Genomic DNA, 16,251 nt, shown 5'->3' with positions numbered 1-16,251 from the left:
GGCCCGGCCACCGGTGGGGTCAGCTCGCGGTGCAGGTCACCGCCGGGGCGGTGTTGGTGCTGTTGGCGGTGCCGAGGAAGCCGAAGCTGGTGCTGGCACCGGCACCGAGCCGGCCGTTGTAGTCGACGTTGCGGGCGGTGTACGCCGAGCCACTGTTGGTGATCGTCGCGTTCCAGACCTGGCTGATCGTCTGGCCATTGGCGTAGGTCCACTTCACCGTCCAGCCGTTGATCGCCGACGAGCCGGCCTTCACCTGGACCTCGGCCTGGAAGCCGCCCGGCCACGAGTTGGTGATCGCGTAGCTGGCCGTGCAGGCGCCGCTCGCCGGCGGAGTGGTCGGCGGGGTCGTCGTGGGCGGCGGGGTGGTCGGCGGAGTCGTCGTGGGCGGGGTGGTCGTCGGCGGGGTCGTCGTCGGCGGCGGGGTGCTGCCGGAGAAGACCGACGCCTCCTTGGCGGTCTGCTTGATGCCGTTGGCCCCGTTGAAGATCCGCTGACCCCAGCTACTCAGGCTGCTCGGGTTGAAGTTGTTGGTCATGTCGAGGTACTCGACGCCGCCGCCGTTGCCGCTCCACGACCAGCCCAGGTAGCCGATCCCGTTGGTCTGGCTGTACGCCATGATGGCGTCCTCGTCCGGGTCCCCGTCGGAGTGGAGGTTGCCGAACTCGCCGACCAGGATGGGCAGCTTGGCGGTGCGGAACCGGTCAAGGTAGTCGCTGACCTTGGCGGCGGTGTTGAAGACGCCGTACATGTGGATCGAGAAGATCGTGTTCTTCGACGGGTCGGCGTTGAAGACCGTGGCGGCGTTGTCGCGCATGGTGAAGGACCAGTCCTGACCCCAGTTCGGGCCGTCCACCATGATGGTGTGGGTGAGGCCGCCGGCGCGCAGCCGCTTGATCGCGTTGGCGGTGTCGGTCGCCCAGGTGCTGTAGCCCTGGTTGCCGTACGGCTCGTTGCCGATGTTGACGATGACGTACTTCTCCTGGCCCTGGAGGGCGCTGGCGATGCTCAGCCAGTAGGTGACCGCCCGGTCCAGGGTGATCGCGCCGCTCTGCTCGCCGTACCCGGTGGTGTCGTGCACCTCCAGGACGCAGATCAACCTGTTGGCCTTGCAGAGCGAGATGACGTTGGCGACGTCGGCGGTGTCGTTCTTGGCCCAGCGGTCACCGCTGGCCAGCACCACCCGGACGCTGTTCGCGCCGAGCGCCTTGATGTTGGCGAACGAGCTGGTCTGCTGCGGGTACCAGGTGTGCGCGTGGTTGACCCCGCGCATGATGAACTCGGTGCCGTTGGCGTCGTAGAGCTTGCCGTTCGATACGGAGAAGCCGGCGGCGGCGTGCGCCGGCTGCCCGAAGGCGAAGACGGCGGTGAGAACCGTCAGCAGGGCGGCGCCCGCGACGGAGAGGATCTTCTTCATGGCTGTCCTCAGGGAGGTCTCCCCGTGCCCAGATCGGGGTGCGGTGGTGATGACAAGACGGCTGAGCCCGACAGCCGCCGCCCGACTCCCGGCGGACGCAGGCATCAGCGTAGGGCGATGGAACGCGGAAGGCAACCGGTTAAGTTGATCGACCATCCCGGGCGGCGGCCTGTGACGGCTCACGTCGCCGTGAGCCGTCACAAGGGCGGCCATCCCCACCACAGGACACTGCGCCTCCCGGCCTGAACCGGTTAAGGCCGGACTGTAAGCAGCATCCCGCCCAGCGTCAAGACGTCCGGGTCGGAACCGGACACCAGGGTTGGCCTCCGCGCGGCGGGGTATCCGGTGACGATCCGCCCGGAAGGAGATGCGCCATGGTCAGCGTCGGCTACACCCTCCTGTGCGAGCAGTCCGGTCCGAAGGAGTTGATCGACCACGCCGTACGCGCCGAGGCGGCCGGCTTCGACCACCTCGTCATGTCCGACCACTACTATCCGTGGCTCGACTCGCAGGGCCACTCGCCGTACGCCTGGTCGGTGCTCGGCGCGGTCGCCCACGCCACCGACCGGGTCGGGCTGATGTCCTTCGTGACCTGCCCGATCCGCCGCTACCACCCGGCGGTGGTGGCGCAGAAGGCCAGCACGATCGGGGTGCTCTCGGACGGCCGGTTCACCCTCGGCCTCGGCGCCGGGGAGAACCTGAACGAGCACGTGGTCGGCGGCTGGCCGCACGTGGAGCAGCGGCACGAGATGTTCGAGGAGGCGCTGCAGATCATCCGTCCGCTGCTCAACGGCGAGACGCTGACGTTCTCCGGCAACCACTTCGACGTCCCCGACGCGTACGTCTGGGACCGGCCGGGGCGTCCGGTGCCGATGGCCGTCGCCGCCTCCGGCCGGCAGTCGGCCACCCTCGCCGCCGAGTACGCCGACGGCCTGATCGCCACCGAGCCGCTGCCGCACCTCGTCGCGATGTACGAGGAGGCCGGCGGCGCGGGCCGCCCGCGCCACGGGCAGGTGGCGATCTGCTACGGCCCGGACGAGGCCGAGTGCCGCAAGATCGTGCACGACCAGTTCCGCTGGTTCGGCCTGGGCTGGAAGGTCAACGCCAACCTGCCCGACCCGAACGCGTTCGCCGGGGCCACCCGGTTCGTCCGCGAGGAGGACGCGGCCGACGGGATCCCCTGCGGGCCGGACGTGGACCGGCACGTCGAGGCGTTCAAGAGGTACGTCGACGCCGGATTCACCCACGTGGCGCTTCTCCAGGTCGGTGGCGACGGCCAGCCGATGTTCCTGGAGTGGGCGCGGGAGGAGTTGCTGCCCCGGCTGCGCGCGCTGTGAGTCGCCCACCTGCGAAGGTGGGTCCATGCGTATCGGAAACACCGAGATCCGTCCGGTCGGGGGCGGTCCCGGTTGCCTGCTGATGATCCTGCTGTCGGTCCTCGCCTCGGTGCTGCTCACCGTGCTGGTGAACTGGGTGTTCTGAACCACCGTGGGGCGGCGGCGGTTCGATCAGCGACGCAGCCCGAGGGCGGTGAGCACCTGCCGGGTGGTGAGCCGGACCGGGTCCAGCACCGTACGACGCAGCCAGCGACGGGTCGGCGTGACCGTGGCCCGCCAGGTCGACCGGACGGCGCGCGCCACCGGCCCGACGACCGCCCGTACGCCCCGCCACAACGGCACCGCGGTGTGCCGCCACACCCAGCGCAGCGCCCATCCCAGCGGGCACAACAACACCCGGTACAGGAGGTGGAGCAACCGGCCGGCGAGCCGCCAGGCGCCCTCGAGCGCCAAACACAGCACCCGGCCGACGGCCAGCAGCGCCCGACCGACGACGTTCAGCGCCCAGCCGAGCGCGGCGAGCACGGCAGCGCCGACGACGGCGAGGCCGTACAGCGTCACCCGGAGCACCGGGGCGAGCAGCCGTACCCAGACCCAGCGCAGCGGCCGGACCACCAGGTGCCGGAGCAGCCAGCCCAGCGGCGCGGCGATCAGGTGCCGGGCCACCCAGGCCAGCGGACGCCGCAGGGCGTCGATCGCCACGGCGACGCCCCGCGCCAGCCACACCAGCGGCAGCCACACCAGCGTCCGCACCGCCCAGGCCAGGGGCCGCCAGAGCAGCCACACCGCGCACCAGGCCACACCCCGCGCCAGCCACACCAGGGGCTGCCACAGCAGGGTCCGCGCCGCCCAGGCCAGCGGGCGCAGCAACCAGCGGCGCAGGAACCGGCCGGTGGGCGTGAGCAGGTACCGGCCCAACAGCCGGCCGGCGACGACGACCAGCTCCCAGCCGAGGCGTACCGGAAGGACCACGGTCAGGGCGATGGCCCGGGCGACGGCCACCACCAGCGGGGACGGCTCCTCGGCGGCGGCCGGCGCGGGCGGGCCGGCGGCCGGGACCACGCCCGGCGGTGCGGGAGGGCGGGCCGGCGACGGGCTGGGCGGGCTGGTCACGGCGTCACGGTAGCCAGCCGCGGCAACGCCGCGCGGTCCCGGTCAGCCGGGGTCCAGCGCCAGGTCGGCGACGACCGGATAGTGGTCGGAGGCGGTGTCGGCGCCGCCGCCCCGGACCACCCGGACCGCGCGGGTCACGGCGGCCACCTCCGGGGTGGCGAGCAGGTAGTCCAGGCGCGTCGGGGCGAACTCCGCACCGCCGTACCGGGTCGGCACGGTCGGCCCGTCCGGCTCGCCGCCACCGGTGTACGGCCAGAGGTCGACCAGGCCGGCGTCGAGCAGTCGGGACACCGCGCGGGTGTCGACGGTACGGCCGTCCCGACGCAGGTGCCGCCGCCGGTAGAGGGTGGGCAGGCCGGCCAGCCGCGCGGTGTGGTCGACGGCCGGGTCGAGCGTGTTCAGGTCCCCGGCGAGCAGGGCCAGCCGACCCCCGGTACGCCCGACCGCCACCGCCAGCCAGTCCGCCTCCATCCGCCGCTGCCCACCCGAGTACGGATTCAGGTGGGTGCTGAACACGGTCAGCGGACCGGCTCCGGTGGCCACCTGGACCTGGGCGGTGGCGTGGTGGAACGGGCGGCGTACCCGGCCGGAGCGGAGCGCCCGCAGCGGCGCGCGGACCAGCACCGCGACCGGCTGCCCGAACCAGGAGCGGGCCAGGTGCGGCGTCATGCCCAGCCGGCCGGCCAGCTCCGCCAGCCGGCCGCCGCGGTCGAGGCCGCGCAACTCCTGAACGGCCAGTAGGTCGGGGCGCTGCGCGGCGACGACCGCGACGATCCGGTCCCACCGGTCGGTGCCGTCCCGGTCCCGTCCACCGGTCAGGATGTTCCAGGTCATCACCCGCAGCATCGGCGCCCGCTCAATCCTCGCGGCCGGCCCTGGCCGGCTCGCGCGCCTGCGCCGGCTCGACGGCCGGCCGGCTGCCGGCGGGCAGGTCGGCGTTGGGGCGGACCACCCACCAGAGCAGACCGACCCAGAGGACGCCGAGCAGGATCGCGCCCACGAAATCGGTCGGGTGGTGCATGCCCCGGTAGATCCGGGAGATGGCCACCCCGACCGGCATGAGCACGGCCAGGGCCACGAAGAGCCACCGCCACCAGCGGTCGGTCCGGGCGACCACGATGATCGCCATCGCGCTCCACAGACAGATGGTGGCCGCGATGTGCCCGGACGGGAAGGACGAGGTCGGCAGGCGGCCGTCCAGGTTTTCCACCGGCGGGCGGGGCCGCTCGACCAACCGGGCGGTGACGAGGAAGAGGCTCAGCTCGCCGAACATCGCCAGCACCACGAAGAGCACCGGCCGCCAGCGCTTCCCGACGGCCACCACCAGTGGGCAGAAGACCAGCGCGACCAGCAGGATGGCGTGGGTGTCGCCGAACTTGCTCCACCACCAGCTCAGCTCGTCGAGCGAGGCGGTACGCCGGGCCGCGAACCACCGCGGCACCGCGGTGTCGAGGGTGTCGAGGAACGTGCCCTCGGCGTGGTAGCTGACGAACATGCCGAAGCCGTAGAGGACGCCGAGGACGAGCACCCAGCCGACCAGCAGCTCGGCGACGGACGAGCGGGGGTGCTCCAGCACGTGCTCCTCGGCCGGCGCGGGGGCGATCTCCTCGCCCGCCTCCGGCTCCAGGCCCTCGCCGATCGGCGGCACCGGCCGGCCGCGCTCGCGACGCCACAGCCGGAAGGCGTACGCGGTGACGCCGAGCCAGGCCACCCCGAGCAGCCAGCCGGCGAGCACGTCGGAGACGAAGTGCACGCCCAGCGCGATCCGGGTCAGCCCGATCAGGAACACCAGCACGGCGACGGCGGCGACGGCCGGCCGACGTCGGCGCGGCGCCACGGCCGGCAGGAAGACCAGCAGCAGCGCCCCGTACGCGACGAACGAGCCGAGCGCGTGCCCGCTGGGGAAGCTGTTGCCGGGAGCGTGGGTGATCGGTACGTCGACGACCGGGCGGAGCCGGCCGACCAGTGCCTTCAGCGACGGGTCGAGGATCAGCCCGCCGACCCCGGTGATGACCAGATAGACCGCCAGCCGGGGCTGGCGGCGGATGAGCAGGCCCACCACCGCGATGGTGACCAGCCAGATCAGCACCGGCCGCCCGCCCAGGTCGGTGATCGCCTTGAGCACGGTGACCAGCGCGTGGTGCGGGGCCACCAGGGCGTTGAACCACTCCGCCGCCTCGCGGTCGGCGTGGTGGAGCGGGCCCCAGTGGAGCCGGACGAGCATGAGCAGGACGCCGAAACCAACCCCCGCACCGGCGACGGCGAGCAGCCCCGCGACGCTGCGCCCCGCGAAATGGCCGAGCGGCCGTCGCGTGATCGTCACCCCGCACCTCCTTGTCTGCGAGGCGCGCTGTACCCGATTCGCGGGCCGCGTACACGCCGCGGGCGGCAGCTCGTCAGCGCACGGCCGTCCCACCGGCCGCGGGGACCGGGCTGGTGCTACTCGTGCCGGGCCTCCTCGACCAGACGCGCGCCGCGCTCGGCCGCCGCGTCGGCGTCCACCGCCAGATCGGGGTCGCGCTCCGGCCTCGGTACGCACAGCCACAGCGCCCCGGGCCGGATCTCGGCGGTCAGCGACCGGCCCGGCTCGATCAGGTCCCCGTCGAGTTCCCGGGGCTGGGCCCGGTCACTGACGATCTCGACCCGGCGGGCCCGGAACAGCTCCATCCGGGGCACCCGGCCACGCCGGCCCAGCAGCGCCCACGCCATCGCCAGCCAGTGACCGAGCGTACGCGGGGTCAGCACCGCCACGTCGAGCCAGCCGTCGTCCGGCTCCGCGTCGGCGAGCAGGCGTACGCCGCCCTGGAGCCGGCCGACGTTGGCGACCAGGACCGAGCGGGCCCGCCGGCGCAGCGGCGGCCGGTCGTCGATCCGGACGCTGACCCGCATCGGCCGGTCCCGCAGGTGCCGCACGGCCCCCACCAGGTACGCCGGCCAGCCGAGCCGCCGCTTGGTCCGCTCGGAGGTGCCGTCGAGCAGCTGCGCGTCGAAGCCCATCCCGGCCATCACGGCGAAACACTGGTCGCCGACCGCGCCGACGTCGAGCCGCCGCGTACCACGCTCGACGGCGACCTCCAGCCCGGCGGCCAGGTCGTCGCGGAGGCCGAGGTTGGCGGCGAGCAGGTTGCCGGTGCCCAGGGGCAGCACGGCGAGCGCCACGTCGGTGCCGGCGAGCGCGGTCACGCAGGCCCGCACCGTGCCGTCGCCGCCACAGGCGAGGACGATCTCGGCGCCGGCCCCTACCGCCTCCCGGGTCTGGCCGAGGCCGGGGTCCTCGACGGTGGTCTCGTACCAGACCGGCTCCGGCCAGCCGGCCGCGGCGAGAGCGTCGTTCACCGTCCGGCGGAACCCGTCGAGGTCGGCCACCTTCACCGGGTTCACCACCACGGCGCAACGCGGCGCCGGGCGTTCGTCGTCTGCACCGTCCACGCCGCCAGTGTGCGGCAGCCGCGACCGGTCGGCGACTCGACGGCGACCGATGTCGCGTCGACCGCGACCAGGTTTCCCCGCCGGCGACACCGCCCGGCCCGACACGACGGCGACCGGCCCGCGACGGGCCCCGGCCGGTGTTACCGTCCGCTGGTGTTCCGCCGCCGCTCGCTGGACCGACCCGTCGACGCCACCCGTCGGCTGGCCGTCGGGCGGCTCACCCTGGAGATCGCCGGCGGCAGCGTGGTGGGGCACCGTTACCCGGAGAACTTCGACGTGCTGCACGTCGACCCCGAACTGCCGCTCGTCGCGGTCGCCGACGGGATGGGCGACGGGGAGGGCAGCCGGGTCGCCGGCGCCACCGCGATGAGCACGTTCGTCGCGGAGGTCCGCGCCGGCTGGCCGGCCGTCGGCGCCCGCGAGCTGCGCGCCGCCACCACCGAGACCCAGCTCCGGGTACGCCAGGCCGGGGCGGCGCTGACCGGTCTGACCGGCTGCACGCTGACCGCCCTGGTCGGGGAGCCCGACGGCGGGCAGGGCTGGCTGGTCCAGCTCGGCGACTCGCGGGCGTACCGGCTGCGCGACGGGCTGCTGGAACTGATGACGGTCGACCACACCATGGCCTGGCTCGGCGTGCTGCACGGCTGGTGGCCGGCGACCTCACCGGAGGCGGCCCGGGCCCGCTACCAGCTGCTGCGCTACGTCGGCCACCCGGACAAGCCCGAGCCGGACGTGCTGGCCGTACCGTTGCGCACCGGCGACACCTGGCTGCTCTGCACCGACGGGGTGAGCGACCAGCTCGGCTACCACCGGCTACGGGACCTGCTGGCCGCCCGGCGGGACCCGGCGCGGACCGTCGAGGCACTGCTCTCCGCCACGCTGGACGAGGGCGGCGACGACAACGCCACCGCCGTGATGGTCCGCGTGCACCCCACCGTCCCCACTCCCCGCTGACCACCGCCGGCAGCGGTTCGGCCGTCTCGGTCCACGGGGGCGTACCCCCGACTACGGTGGGTGAGGAGAGCGCGGTCGGGAGGTGAGGCGGGATGGCCACGCCCACCAACGACGCGGTGGTGGTCGGCATCGGCGGCTCGGAGGAGGACCTACAGGTGGTCCGCACGGCCGCCGGGGAGGCCGCCGCGCACGACCGTCCACTGCACCTGCTGCACGCCTTCAACTGGGCGGTGGCCCTTCAGGAGCCCTCGATGGCCGGGTCGCGCGCCGCCGCCGAGGACCTGCTGGAACGCGCCGAGCGGGTGGCCGTCGAGGCCGAGCCGGAGGTCCCGGTACGCGGCGAGATCGTCGAGGGCGCCCCGGTCGAGGCGCTGCTCCGGGCCGCCGAATCGGCGTACCTGGTGGCGCTCGGCGACGGCGGGATCGCCACCTGCCCGACCTGCGTACCGTCCGACGCCCCGGCCGTGCAGCTCGCCGCCCGGGCCGGCTGCCCGGTGCTGGTGGGCCGGGCCGAGCCGGCGCCGCAGGGGCCGGTGCTGGTCGGCGTGGACGGATCGGCGGCCGGCGACACGGCCCTCGGTTACGCCTTCGACTGCGCGGACGGGCGCGGGGCCCGGCTGCTCGCGATCCGGGTCGTCGAGCCCGGCCGCCACGACGACGGCGGCGACCTGCTCGCCGAGGCGGTGGCCCGGCACGGCGCCCGGCACCCCACCGTTGCCGCAGAGTGCCACACGCTGCGCGGCGACCCGGGCAACGTCCTGGTCGAACAGTCGCGCTCGGCGCAGCTCGCCGTGGTCGCGGCGCGGGGCGAGGAACCGCTGCGGGGCATGTTGGGCGCGGTCAGCCAGACGCTGCTCTACCATTCGCCGGCGCCGGTGATCGTCGTCCGTGGACTCGGACCGGCAGGCGTGGAGCGGCCATGACGCCCGCACGTCCGGGACCAACGGCCCTGACCGGATTCGCGGCGGAAGCGCGAGGCTGGACCTGCCCGGGCGGATATCCGCCTCAGGGTGGCAGAAGTCCCCGATCCGCGAGAGGCTATTGCAGCATGGACACCGCTCTCGACCTGCACAGCCCCCTGACCGAAGACGAGCTGCGCCGGCTTGACGCCTACTGGCGGGCGGCCAACTACCTCACCGTCGGGCAGATCTATTTGCTCGACAATCCGCTGCTGCGTGAACCGCTGCGGCCGGAGCACGTCAAGCCACGGCTGCTGGGGCACTGGGGCACCAGCCCCGGCCTCAACCTGCTCTACGCGCACCTCAACCGGGTCATCGTCGACCGGGACCTGTCCGCCATCTTCGTCACCGGCCCGGGCCACGGTGGCCCCGCGCTGGTGGCGAACACCTGGCTGGAGGGTACGTACAGCGAGCTCTACCATTCGGTGACCCGGGACGAGACCGGCCTGGCCCGGCTGTTCCGCCAGTTCTCCTTCCCCGGTGGCATCCCCAGCCATGTGGCGCCGGAGGTGCCCGGCTCGATCCACGAGGGCGGCGAGCTGGGGTACGCGCTCAGCCACGCCTACGGTGCCGCGTTCGACAACCCGGACCTGCTGGTCGCCTGCGTGATCGGCGACGGCGAGGCGGAGACCGGCCCGCTGGCCGGTAGCTGGCTGTCCAACGTGTTCCTCAACCCGGCGCGGGACGGGGCGGTGCTGCCCGTCCTGCACCTCAACGGCTACAAGATCGCCAACCCCACCGTCCTGGCCCGGATCCCCACCGAGGAACTGCTCGACCTGATGCGCGGCTACGGCCACCAGCCGTATCTCGTCGAGGGCGACGACCCGGCCGTGGTCCACCAGAGCCTCGCCGCGGCCCTGGACCGGGCGGTCGACGAGATCGCCGCGATCCAGCGCCGGGCCCGTTCCGGTGGCCCCGTCGAGCGTCCCCGCTGGCCCATGATCATCCTGCGTACGCCGAAGGGCTGGACCGGCCCGAAGGAGGTCGACGGCAAGCCGGTCGAGGGGACCTTCCGCGCCCACCAGGTGCCCGTCGACCAGGTGCGGAGCAACCCCGAGCACCTGGCCGAGCTGGAGCGCTGGCTGCGCAGCTACCGGCCGGAGGAACTCTTCGACGCCACCGGCGGCCCGGTCGCCGAGCTGGTCGCCCTGCCGCCCAGGGGCGACCGGCGGATGAGCGCCAACCCGGTGGCCAACGGCGGGCGGCTGCTCCGCGACCTGGATCTGCCCGACTTCCGCGACTACGCGGTCGACGTCCAGCAGCCGGGCGAGCCGATCGCCGGGGCGACCGGCGCACTCGGCCCGTGGGTCCGCGACGTGATCAGCCGTAACCCGCAGACCTTCCGCCTGTTCGGCCCGGACGAGGTCGCGTCGAACCGGCTCGGCGCCGCCTTCGAGGTCACCGACCGCGCCTTCGTCGGCGACACGGTCCCCGGCGACGACCACCTCGCCCCCGACGGCCGGGTGATGGAGGTGCTGTCGGAGCACCTGTGCCAGGGTTGGCTGGAGGGTTACCTGCTGACCGGCCGGCACGGCATCTTCACCAGCTACGAGGCGTTCATCCACATCGTCGACTCGATGGTCAACCAGCACGCCAAGTGGCTCAAGGTGACCCGGCGCATCCCCTGGCGGGAGCCGGTGGCCTCGCTGAACTACCTGCTCTCCAGCCACGTCTGGCGGCAGGACCACAACGGCTTCTCGCACCAGGACCCGGGCTTCATCGACCACGTGGTCAACAAGAAGGCCGAGGTGGTCCGGGTCTATCTGCCGCCGGACGCCAACACCCTGCTCTCCACCATGGACCACTGCCTGCGCAGCCGGCACTACATCAACGTGGTGGTGGCCGGGAAGCAGCCGGCGCCGAACTGGCTCAGCATGGACGAGGCGATCCAGCACGCCCGGCGCGGCCTGGGCATCTGGGACTGGGCCAGCAGCGACGACGGCAGCGAGCCGGACGTGGTGCTCGCCTGCGCCGGCGACGTGCCGACGCTGGAGACCCTGGCCGCCGCCGACCTGCTCCGCCAGCACCTGCCCGAGCTGAAGGTCCGGGTGGTCAACGTGGTCGACCTGATGCGCCTGCAACCGCCGTCGGAGCACCCGCACGGCCTGCCGGACAACGAGTTCGACACCATCTTCACCCGCGACAAGCCGATCATCTTCGCCTACCACGGCTACCCGTGGCTGATCCACCGGCTCACCTACCGCCGGACCAACCACGACAACCTGCACGTCCGCGGATACAAGGAGGAGGGCACCACCACCACGCCGTTCGACATGGTGATGCTCAACGACCTGGACCGCTTCCACCTGGTCATCGACGTCATCGACCGGGTGCCGGGGCTCGCCTCGCGCGCCGCGCACCTGCGCCAGGAGATGATCGACGTCCGGCAGTCCTGCCGCGACTACACCCGCCGGTACGGCGAGGACGATCCCCGGGTCGCCGAGTGGCGGTGGATCCGCGAGACCGAGCAGGGCCTGCGGAGCGACGGGTGAGCGGGGACCAGATCCTGGTCGGCTACGACGGCTCGACCGACGCCAAGGTGGCCCTGAACTGGGCGCTGGACGAGGCGGGCCGCTCGGGCCGGCCGGTCCGGCTGGCGTACGTCTTCGAGTGGCTGACGGTGGCCGGCTGGGTCGGTCCCGGGGTGGCGCCGGGCATCTGGCCGGACGAGACCGCCCGGCGGCAGGTCGAGGAGCTGGTTCGGTCGGCGGCGGCGAATGCCGCGGCCGACCGGCCCGGCCTCACCGTGCACGGCGAGGTCTTCGACGGACCGCCCGCCCTGGTGTTGCAGGAGCGCTCGACCGAGGCGGGGATGCTGGTGCTCGGCAGCCGGGGACACGGCGGTTTCGGCGGCCTCCTCGCCGGCTCCACCGCGGTCTCCGTCGCCGCCCACGCGCACTGCCCGGTGGTCGTGGTACGCGACGGGCGGCCGGCCACCTCCGGGCCGGTGGTGGTCGGCGTGGACGGCTCCGAGTCCTCGCTGCTGGCCCTCGGCTTCGCCGTCGAGCGGGCCGCCCAGCGGGACGTCCCGCTGTGGGTGCTCCGGGTCTGGGGGCCGTCCGGGGAGCGGCAGGTGCCGCCCGGCGCCGACCCGGGCGACACCGAACGGGCGGCGGTCGACCAGGACCTGGCCCAGTGGCGGAAGAGCTTCCCGGACGTGCCGATCGAGGTCCGGGTGACCCAGGGCAACCCGGCGGCGCTGCTGGTCGAGGCGAGCCGCGAGGCGCAGCTCGTGGTGGTCGGCAGCCGGGGCCGGGGCGGGCTGCGCGGCATGCTGCTCGGCTCGGTCAGCCAGCAGCTCATCAACCACTCGCACTGCCCCGTCGCGGTGGTCCGGGAACGCTGAGCCCGCGGACCGTTCCGCGGGGGAAGCGCCCGGCCCGTGACGCTCGGTCACGCCACCGGGGCTCGGTCACCGGCCGGCGGGGGTCTGTCCGTCCTCCGGGTTGAGCGAGAAGTAGTCCTCCTCTTCCTGGGCCATGTGCAGGCGCAGCACCGCGTCCAGGCCGTAGAGGGCGGCGAGCAGGTCGGGCAGCTCGTCCCGACGCAGCCGGCCGTCCGGGTGCTGGGCCAGGTGGCCGCCGATCCGGTCCACCAACCGGCCGATCTCCACATGCGCCCGGCTCATCGTCGAGGTCGCCTCGCCGCTGCCCAGCGGGCCGGCCAGCGCCGGGTAGAGATGCCGTTCCTCGGCCGCCTCGTGCGGCAGCACCTCGTCGACCAGCCGGCGGTGCACCTCCCGCAACGCCGGTAGGCTCTCCGGCGCGTCCGGGCGGGTCGCCATCAGGTCGGCGGTGTCACGCAGCCGGTCCAGCACCTCGCGGACGCCGTCGTGCTCGCCCGCGTACCGGTCGAGCAGTTCCCGGGTACGCGGCGGGACGTCCCGGTGGCGCAGGCCGCCCCGCAGGGCGCGCAGCGCGTTCACGATCACCAGCACGTCGATGCCCTCCTGGAGGAACGCGCCGGCGACCGGGGGCAGTTTTCCCACGGCGGCGGCCACCATCGCCACCACGGCCAGCGCCATCCCGACGGTGGCGCTCTGCACCGCGATGCGGCGGGCGTACCGGGCGATCTCGACGGCGTCGGCGAGCCGGTCCAGCCGGTCCACGGTGAGCACCGCGTCGGCCACGTCGGCGGAGGCGGTCGCCCCGGTGGCGCCCATCGCCACGCCGACGTGCGCCTCGGCCAGCGCCGGTGCGTCGTTGACGCCGTCGCCGACCATCACGGTCACCGCCCGGCCGGACTCCTCCTGCACCCGGGCGACCTTCTGCTGCGGCGTGCACTGGGCCCAGACGTCGTCCACGCCGACCGTCTGCGCGACCTGCCGGGCCGTACGCGGGCGGTCGCCGGTGACCATGACCAGGCGGTCCAGCCCGCTCTCGCGGAGCCGCCGCACGGTACGCCGGGCGTCGGGGCGTACCGGGTCCTCCAGCAGGATCGCGCCGAGCGGACCGTGGTCGTCGCTGACCCAGACGGTCGAACGGCCGGCCAGCTCGGCGCGCTCGCGTACCCGGTGCGCCCACTCGGGGGGCTCGCCGGCGAGCTGGCCCACCCGCACCAGGCGGCCGTCCACCCGGCCGGTGACCCCGTGGCCCGGCTCCTCCGTGACCTCCGCCGGCTCGGTCAGGCGCAGCCCCTGCGCGCGGGCCTGCCGCACCAGTGCGGCGGCCAGCACGTGCGGGGAGAGCTGCTCGACGGAGGCGGCCAGCCGCAGCACCTCGTCCCGGTCGCCGCCGGGCGCGACCACCGTCTCGGCGGCGCGCGGCCGGCCGGCGGTGAGCGTGCCGGTCTTGTCCATCAGCAGGGTACGGGCGCGGCCGAGCAGTTCCAGCGACCCGCCGTCGCGGACCAGCACCCCGCGCCGGGCCACCCGGGACAGCCCGGAGACGATGGCGATCGGGGTGGCCAGCAGCAGCGGGCAGGGGGTGGCCACCACCAGCACCGCCACCGCCCGCAGGAACTCGCCGGAGACCGCCCAGGCCACCCCGGCCACCAACAGGGTGAACGGCACGAACGCGGCGGCGTACCGGTCGGCCAGCCGGACCATCGGGGCCTTGCGCGCGGTCGCCTCCTCGGCGAGCCGGACGATCCCGGCGTACGTGCTCTCCGCCGCGCTCTTGCGGGCCCGCAGGCCGAAGCCCGCGCCGGCGTTGACCACCCCGCTGGCCACCTGCTCGCCCGCGGCGCGGGTGACCAACTGCGACTCGCCGGTGACCACCGACTCGTCCAGCGTCGCGGCCTCCTCGACGGTCCCGTCCACCGGCACCACGTCACCGGGACCGACCACCAGCCGGTCCCCCACCGCCACCCGGTCCAGCGGCACCACCTCGATGTCGCCGTCGGGGGTGCGCCGGCGGGCCTGCCGGGGTGCGCGTTCCAACAGCGCCCGCAGGTCCCGGCTGGCCCGGCGCTGCGCGTAGTCCTCCAGGCCCTGCCCGGTGGCGACCATCACGGCGATCACCGCGCCGGCCAGGTACTCCCGGACCAGCAGCGCGCCGACCAGCGCCAGCACCGCGATCACGTCCACGCCGAACTGCCGGCGCCACAGCTGCCGCACGGTGGTCCACGCGGCCGGCAGCAGCGCCACCAGGGTCACCGCCGCCCAGACCAGCTCGGCCACGCCGCGCCGCCCGCCGAACCACAACCCGGCGCCGGCCAGCACGGCCAGGGTGAGCAGGGTGAGCGGCGCCCACTCCCGCCAGTCCACCCGGCGCGGCCGCACCGGCCGCTCGGGTACGCACTCGCGCGGTTCCGCATCCACGTGCGGATCGTCTCAGCGAGGCGCGTCGCCGGGCAGGGCATCACGGGTAATCCGACGCGGGTCGAAGGACCCGGGTACGGGGGCCCGGGGCACCGTGCCACCGGACGCCGCGTGGCAGAGGATGGTGAGGCAACGCCACCCGGACCCGCCCGGGGTGCGGCACGATGGGGAAAAATGGAAAGGTCGTGACGATGAGCCACGAGACGACGGCTACGGACCGCCCGCTGACCACCGCGCTCGCGGAGGCCGCCGCGACGTCCGGTCGTGCCCCTTCGGTGCACAACACCCAGCCGTGGCGTTGGAAGGTCCTCCCCGACGCGCTGGAGCTGCGGATGGTGCGGGACCCCCGGATCTCCGCCACCGACCCGGAGGGCCGGCTGGTGACGCTGAGCTGCGGCACGGCGCTGCACCACGCGTGCGTGGCGCTGGCCGCCGAGGGCTGGACGGCGGCGGTGGAGCGGATGCCCGACCCGGGCCAGCCGGAATTCCTCGCCCGGCTCACCGGGTTCCGGCACATCGGGGCGGACCGGGACGCGATGCGCCTCGTGCAGTGCATGCGGGTCCGGCACACCGACCGCCGGCCGGTGAGCGACGAGCCGGTTCCGGACGCGACCCTCAACGAGATCGTCGGGGCGGCCCGCGCGGACGGCATACGGCTCCAGCTCCTCGACCCGGACCAGGTGATGGATCTGGCCGCCGCGGCGTCGCAGGCCGGCACGGTCACGGCCGAGGACCCGCAGACGCGCGAGGAACTGGAGTACTGGACCAGCCGGGCCGGCACCGGCACCGGGCTGCCGCCCGAGGTGCTGCCCGAGCAGGCCCCGCAGACCACCGTGCCGGGCCGGGACTTCGGCCGTCCCGGCACCCTGCCGGTCGGTCCCGGGCACGACCGGGCCGCCCGCTACGGGATCCTCTGGGGCACCGAGGACGAGCCGGACAACTGGCTACGGGCCGGTGAGGGGCTCTCGTCCGCCTGGCTGACCGCCACCCGGCTCGGGGTCTCCGTGGTGCCGCTCAGCGGCGTGGTGGAGGTGGAAGGCACCCGCCTGACCGTGCGCCGGCTGCTGGCCGGGCTCGGCTTCCCGTACCTGGCGCTGCGGCTGGGGCTCGCGGACCCGGCGCACGCGGGGCCCCCGCACACCCCGCGCCTGGCCACCGAGGAGATCGTCGACACCTCCGCGGCACACGGCGGGAGCCGGTAGCGGGCTCGTCTCCGACCGCCACCGGGCGATAGCATCGGCCGGTGGCCAGCGCACCGAATCCCCGGCACGAGCACGTCACCCC

General features: G+C 74.1%; 12 protein-coding genes. 6 read left to right on the top strand and 6 right to left on the bottom strand.

From position 1 onward, the window contains the following. Positions 1-19: 19 nt before the first annotated feature. Positions 20-1,414: a cellulase family glycosylhydrolase gene (locus GA0070621_RS02495; protein WP_091191253.1), complete on the bottom strand. Its 1,395-nt coding sequence runs from the start codon at positions 1,412-1,414 to the stop codon at positions 20-22. A 374-nt stretch (positions 1,415-1,788) separates the two neighbouring features. Here GA0070621_RS02495 and GA0070621_RS02490 point away from each other — a divergent pair, with 374 nt between their 5' ends. Further along, positions 1,789-2,751: a TIGR03557 family F420-dependent LLM class oxidoreductase gene (locus GA0070621_RS02490; RefSeq protein ID WP_091191252.1), complete on the top strand. Its 963-nt coding sequence runs from the start codon at positions 1,789-1,791 to the stop codon at positions 2,749-2,751. A 171-nt stretch (positions 2,752-2,922) separates the two neighbouring features. On the opposite strand, the gene GA0070621_RS02485 is transcribed toward GA0070621_RS02490, so the two are convergent. The 4 genes from GA0070621_RS02485 to GA0070621_RS02470 form a co-directional block, all read right to left on the bottom strand. Beyond that, on the bottom strand, positions 2,923-3,864 hold the full coding sequence (locus GA0070621_RS02485; RefSeq protein ID WP_157739804.1) for a hypothetical protein: 942 nt from the start codon (positions 3,862-3,864) through the stop codon (positions 2,923-2,925). Positions 3,865-3,906: 42 nt separating this feature from the next. Continuing rightward, positions 3,907-4,698 (bottom strand): endonuclease/exonuclease/phosphatase family protein, encoded by a 792-nt coding sequence (locus GA0070621_RS02480; protein ID WP_167666517.1) that lies wholly within the window; start codon positions 4,696-4,698, stop codon positions 3,907-3,909. A gap of 22 nt (positions 4,699-4,720) precedes the next feature. Beyond that, entirely contained in the window at positions 4,721-6,187 is a 1,467-nt protein-coding gene (locus GA0070621_RS02475; RefSeq protein ID WP_091191246.1) for a phosphatase PAP2 family protein, read from the bottom strand. 116 nt (positions 6,188-6,303) lie between these two features. Beyond that, positions 6,304-7,293 carry a diacylglycerol/lipid kinase family protein gene (locus GA0070621_RS02470; protein WP_091191245.1) on the bottom strand — a complete coding sequence of 330 codons (990 nt, stop codon included), beginning with the start codon at positions 7,291-7,293 and terminating at the stop codon, positions 6,304-6,306. A 153-nt stretch (positions 7,294-7,446) separates the two neighbouring features. On the opposite strand from GA0070621_RS02470, the gene GA0070621_RS02465 reads away from it, so the two are divergent. The 4 genes from GA0070621_RS02465 (at position 7,447) to GA0070621_RS02450 (ending at position 12,552) form a co-directional block, all read left to right on the top strand. Further along, positions 7,447-8,247: a PP2C family protein-serine/threonine phosphatase gene (locus GA0070621_RS02465; RefSeq protein ID WP_091201895.1), complete on the top strand. Its 801-nt coding sequence runs from the start codon at positions 7,447-7,449 to the stop codon at positions 8,245-8,247. A 92-nt stretch (positions 8,248-8,339) separates the two neighbouring features. Beyond that, positions 8,340-9,170, top strand: a complete 831-nt coding sequence (locus tag GA0070621_RS02460) for a universal stress protein (RefSeq protein WP_091191243.1) — start codon at positions 8,340-8,342, stop codon at positions 9,168-9,170. A 125-nt stretch (positions 9,171-9,295) separates the two neighbouring features. Beyond that, entirely contained in the window at positions 9,296-11,698 is a 2,403-nt protein-coding gene (locus GA0070621_RS02455; RefSeq protein WP_091191241.1) for a phosphoketolase family protein, read from the top strand. After that, positions 11,695-12,552: a universal stress protein gene (locus tag GA0070621_RS02450; protein ID WP_091191239.1), complete on the top strand. Its 858-nt coding sequence runs from the start codon at positions 11,695-11,697 to the stop codon at positions 12,550-12,552. Before GA0070621_RS02455 ends, GA0070621_RS02450 begins: the two co-directional genes overlap by 4 nt. Before the next feature lie 66 nt (positions 12,553-12,618). Here the strand turns inward: GA0070621_RS02450 and GA0070621_RS02445 are convergent, their stop codons facing one another. Continuing rightward, the gene (locus GA0070621_RS02445; protein ID WP_091191238.1) at positions 12,619-14,967 is read right to left on the bottom strand and encodes a heavy metal translocating P-type ATPase; all 2,349 of its coding nucleotides are present in this window, start codon (positions 14,965-14,967) and stop codon (positions 12,619-12,621) included. A gap of 191 nt (positions 14,968-15,158) precedes the next feature. Here GA0070621_RS02445 and GA0070621_RS02440 point away from each other — a divergent pair, with 191 nt between their 5' ends. Further along, positions 15,159-16,169 (top strand): Acg family FMN-binding oxidoreductase, encoded by a 1,011-nt coding sequence (locus GA0070621_RS02440; RefSeq protein ID WP_091191236.1) that lies wholly within the window; start codon positions 15,159-15,161, stop codon positions 16,167-16,169. The last annotated feature ends 82 nt before the right edge of the window (positions 16,170-16,251 follow it).

This window comes from Micromonospora narathiwatensis, from assembly GCF_900089605.1.
Classification (GTDB): domain Bacteria; phylum Actinomycetota; class Actinomycetes; order Mycobacteriales; family Micromonosporaceae; genus Micromonospora; species Micromonospora narathiwatensis.
The sequence above is the reverse complement of the archived record's forward strand: the minus strand, read 5'-3'. Positions and strand labels throughout refer to the sequence as shown.

Coding starts and splice junctions, on each gene's coding strand:
- GA0070621_RS02495 (WP_091191253.1), bottom strand. CDS start 1,414: ATGAAGAAGATCCTCTCCGTCGCGGGCGCCGCCCTGCTGACGGTTCTC.
- GA0070621_RS02490 (WP_091191252.1), top strand. CDS start 1,789: ATGGTCAGCGTCGGCTACACCCTCCTGTGCGAGCAGTCCGGTCCGAAG.
- GA0070621_RS02480 (WP_167666517.1), bottom strand. CDS start 4,698: ATGACCTGGAACATCCTGACCGGTGGACGGGACCGGGACGGCACCGAC.
- GA0070621_RS02460 (WP_091191243.1), top strand. CDS start 8,340: ATGGCCACGCCCACCAACGACGCGGTGGTGGTCGGCATCGGCGGCTCG.
- GA0070621_RS02455 (WP_091191241.1), top strand. CDS start 9,296: ATGGACACCGCTCTCGACCTGCACAGCCCCCTGACCGAAGACGAGCTG.
- GA0070621_RS02440 (WP_091191236.1), top strand. CDS start 15,159: ATGAGCCACGAGACGACGGCTACGGACCGCCCGCTGACCACCGCGCTC.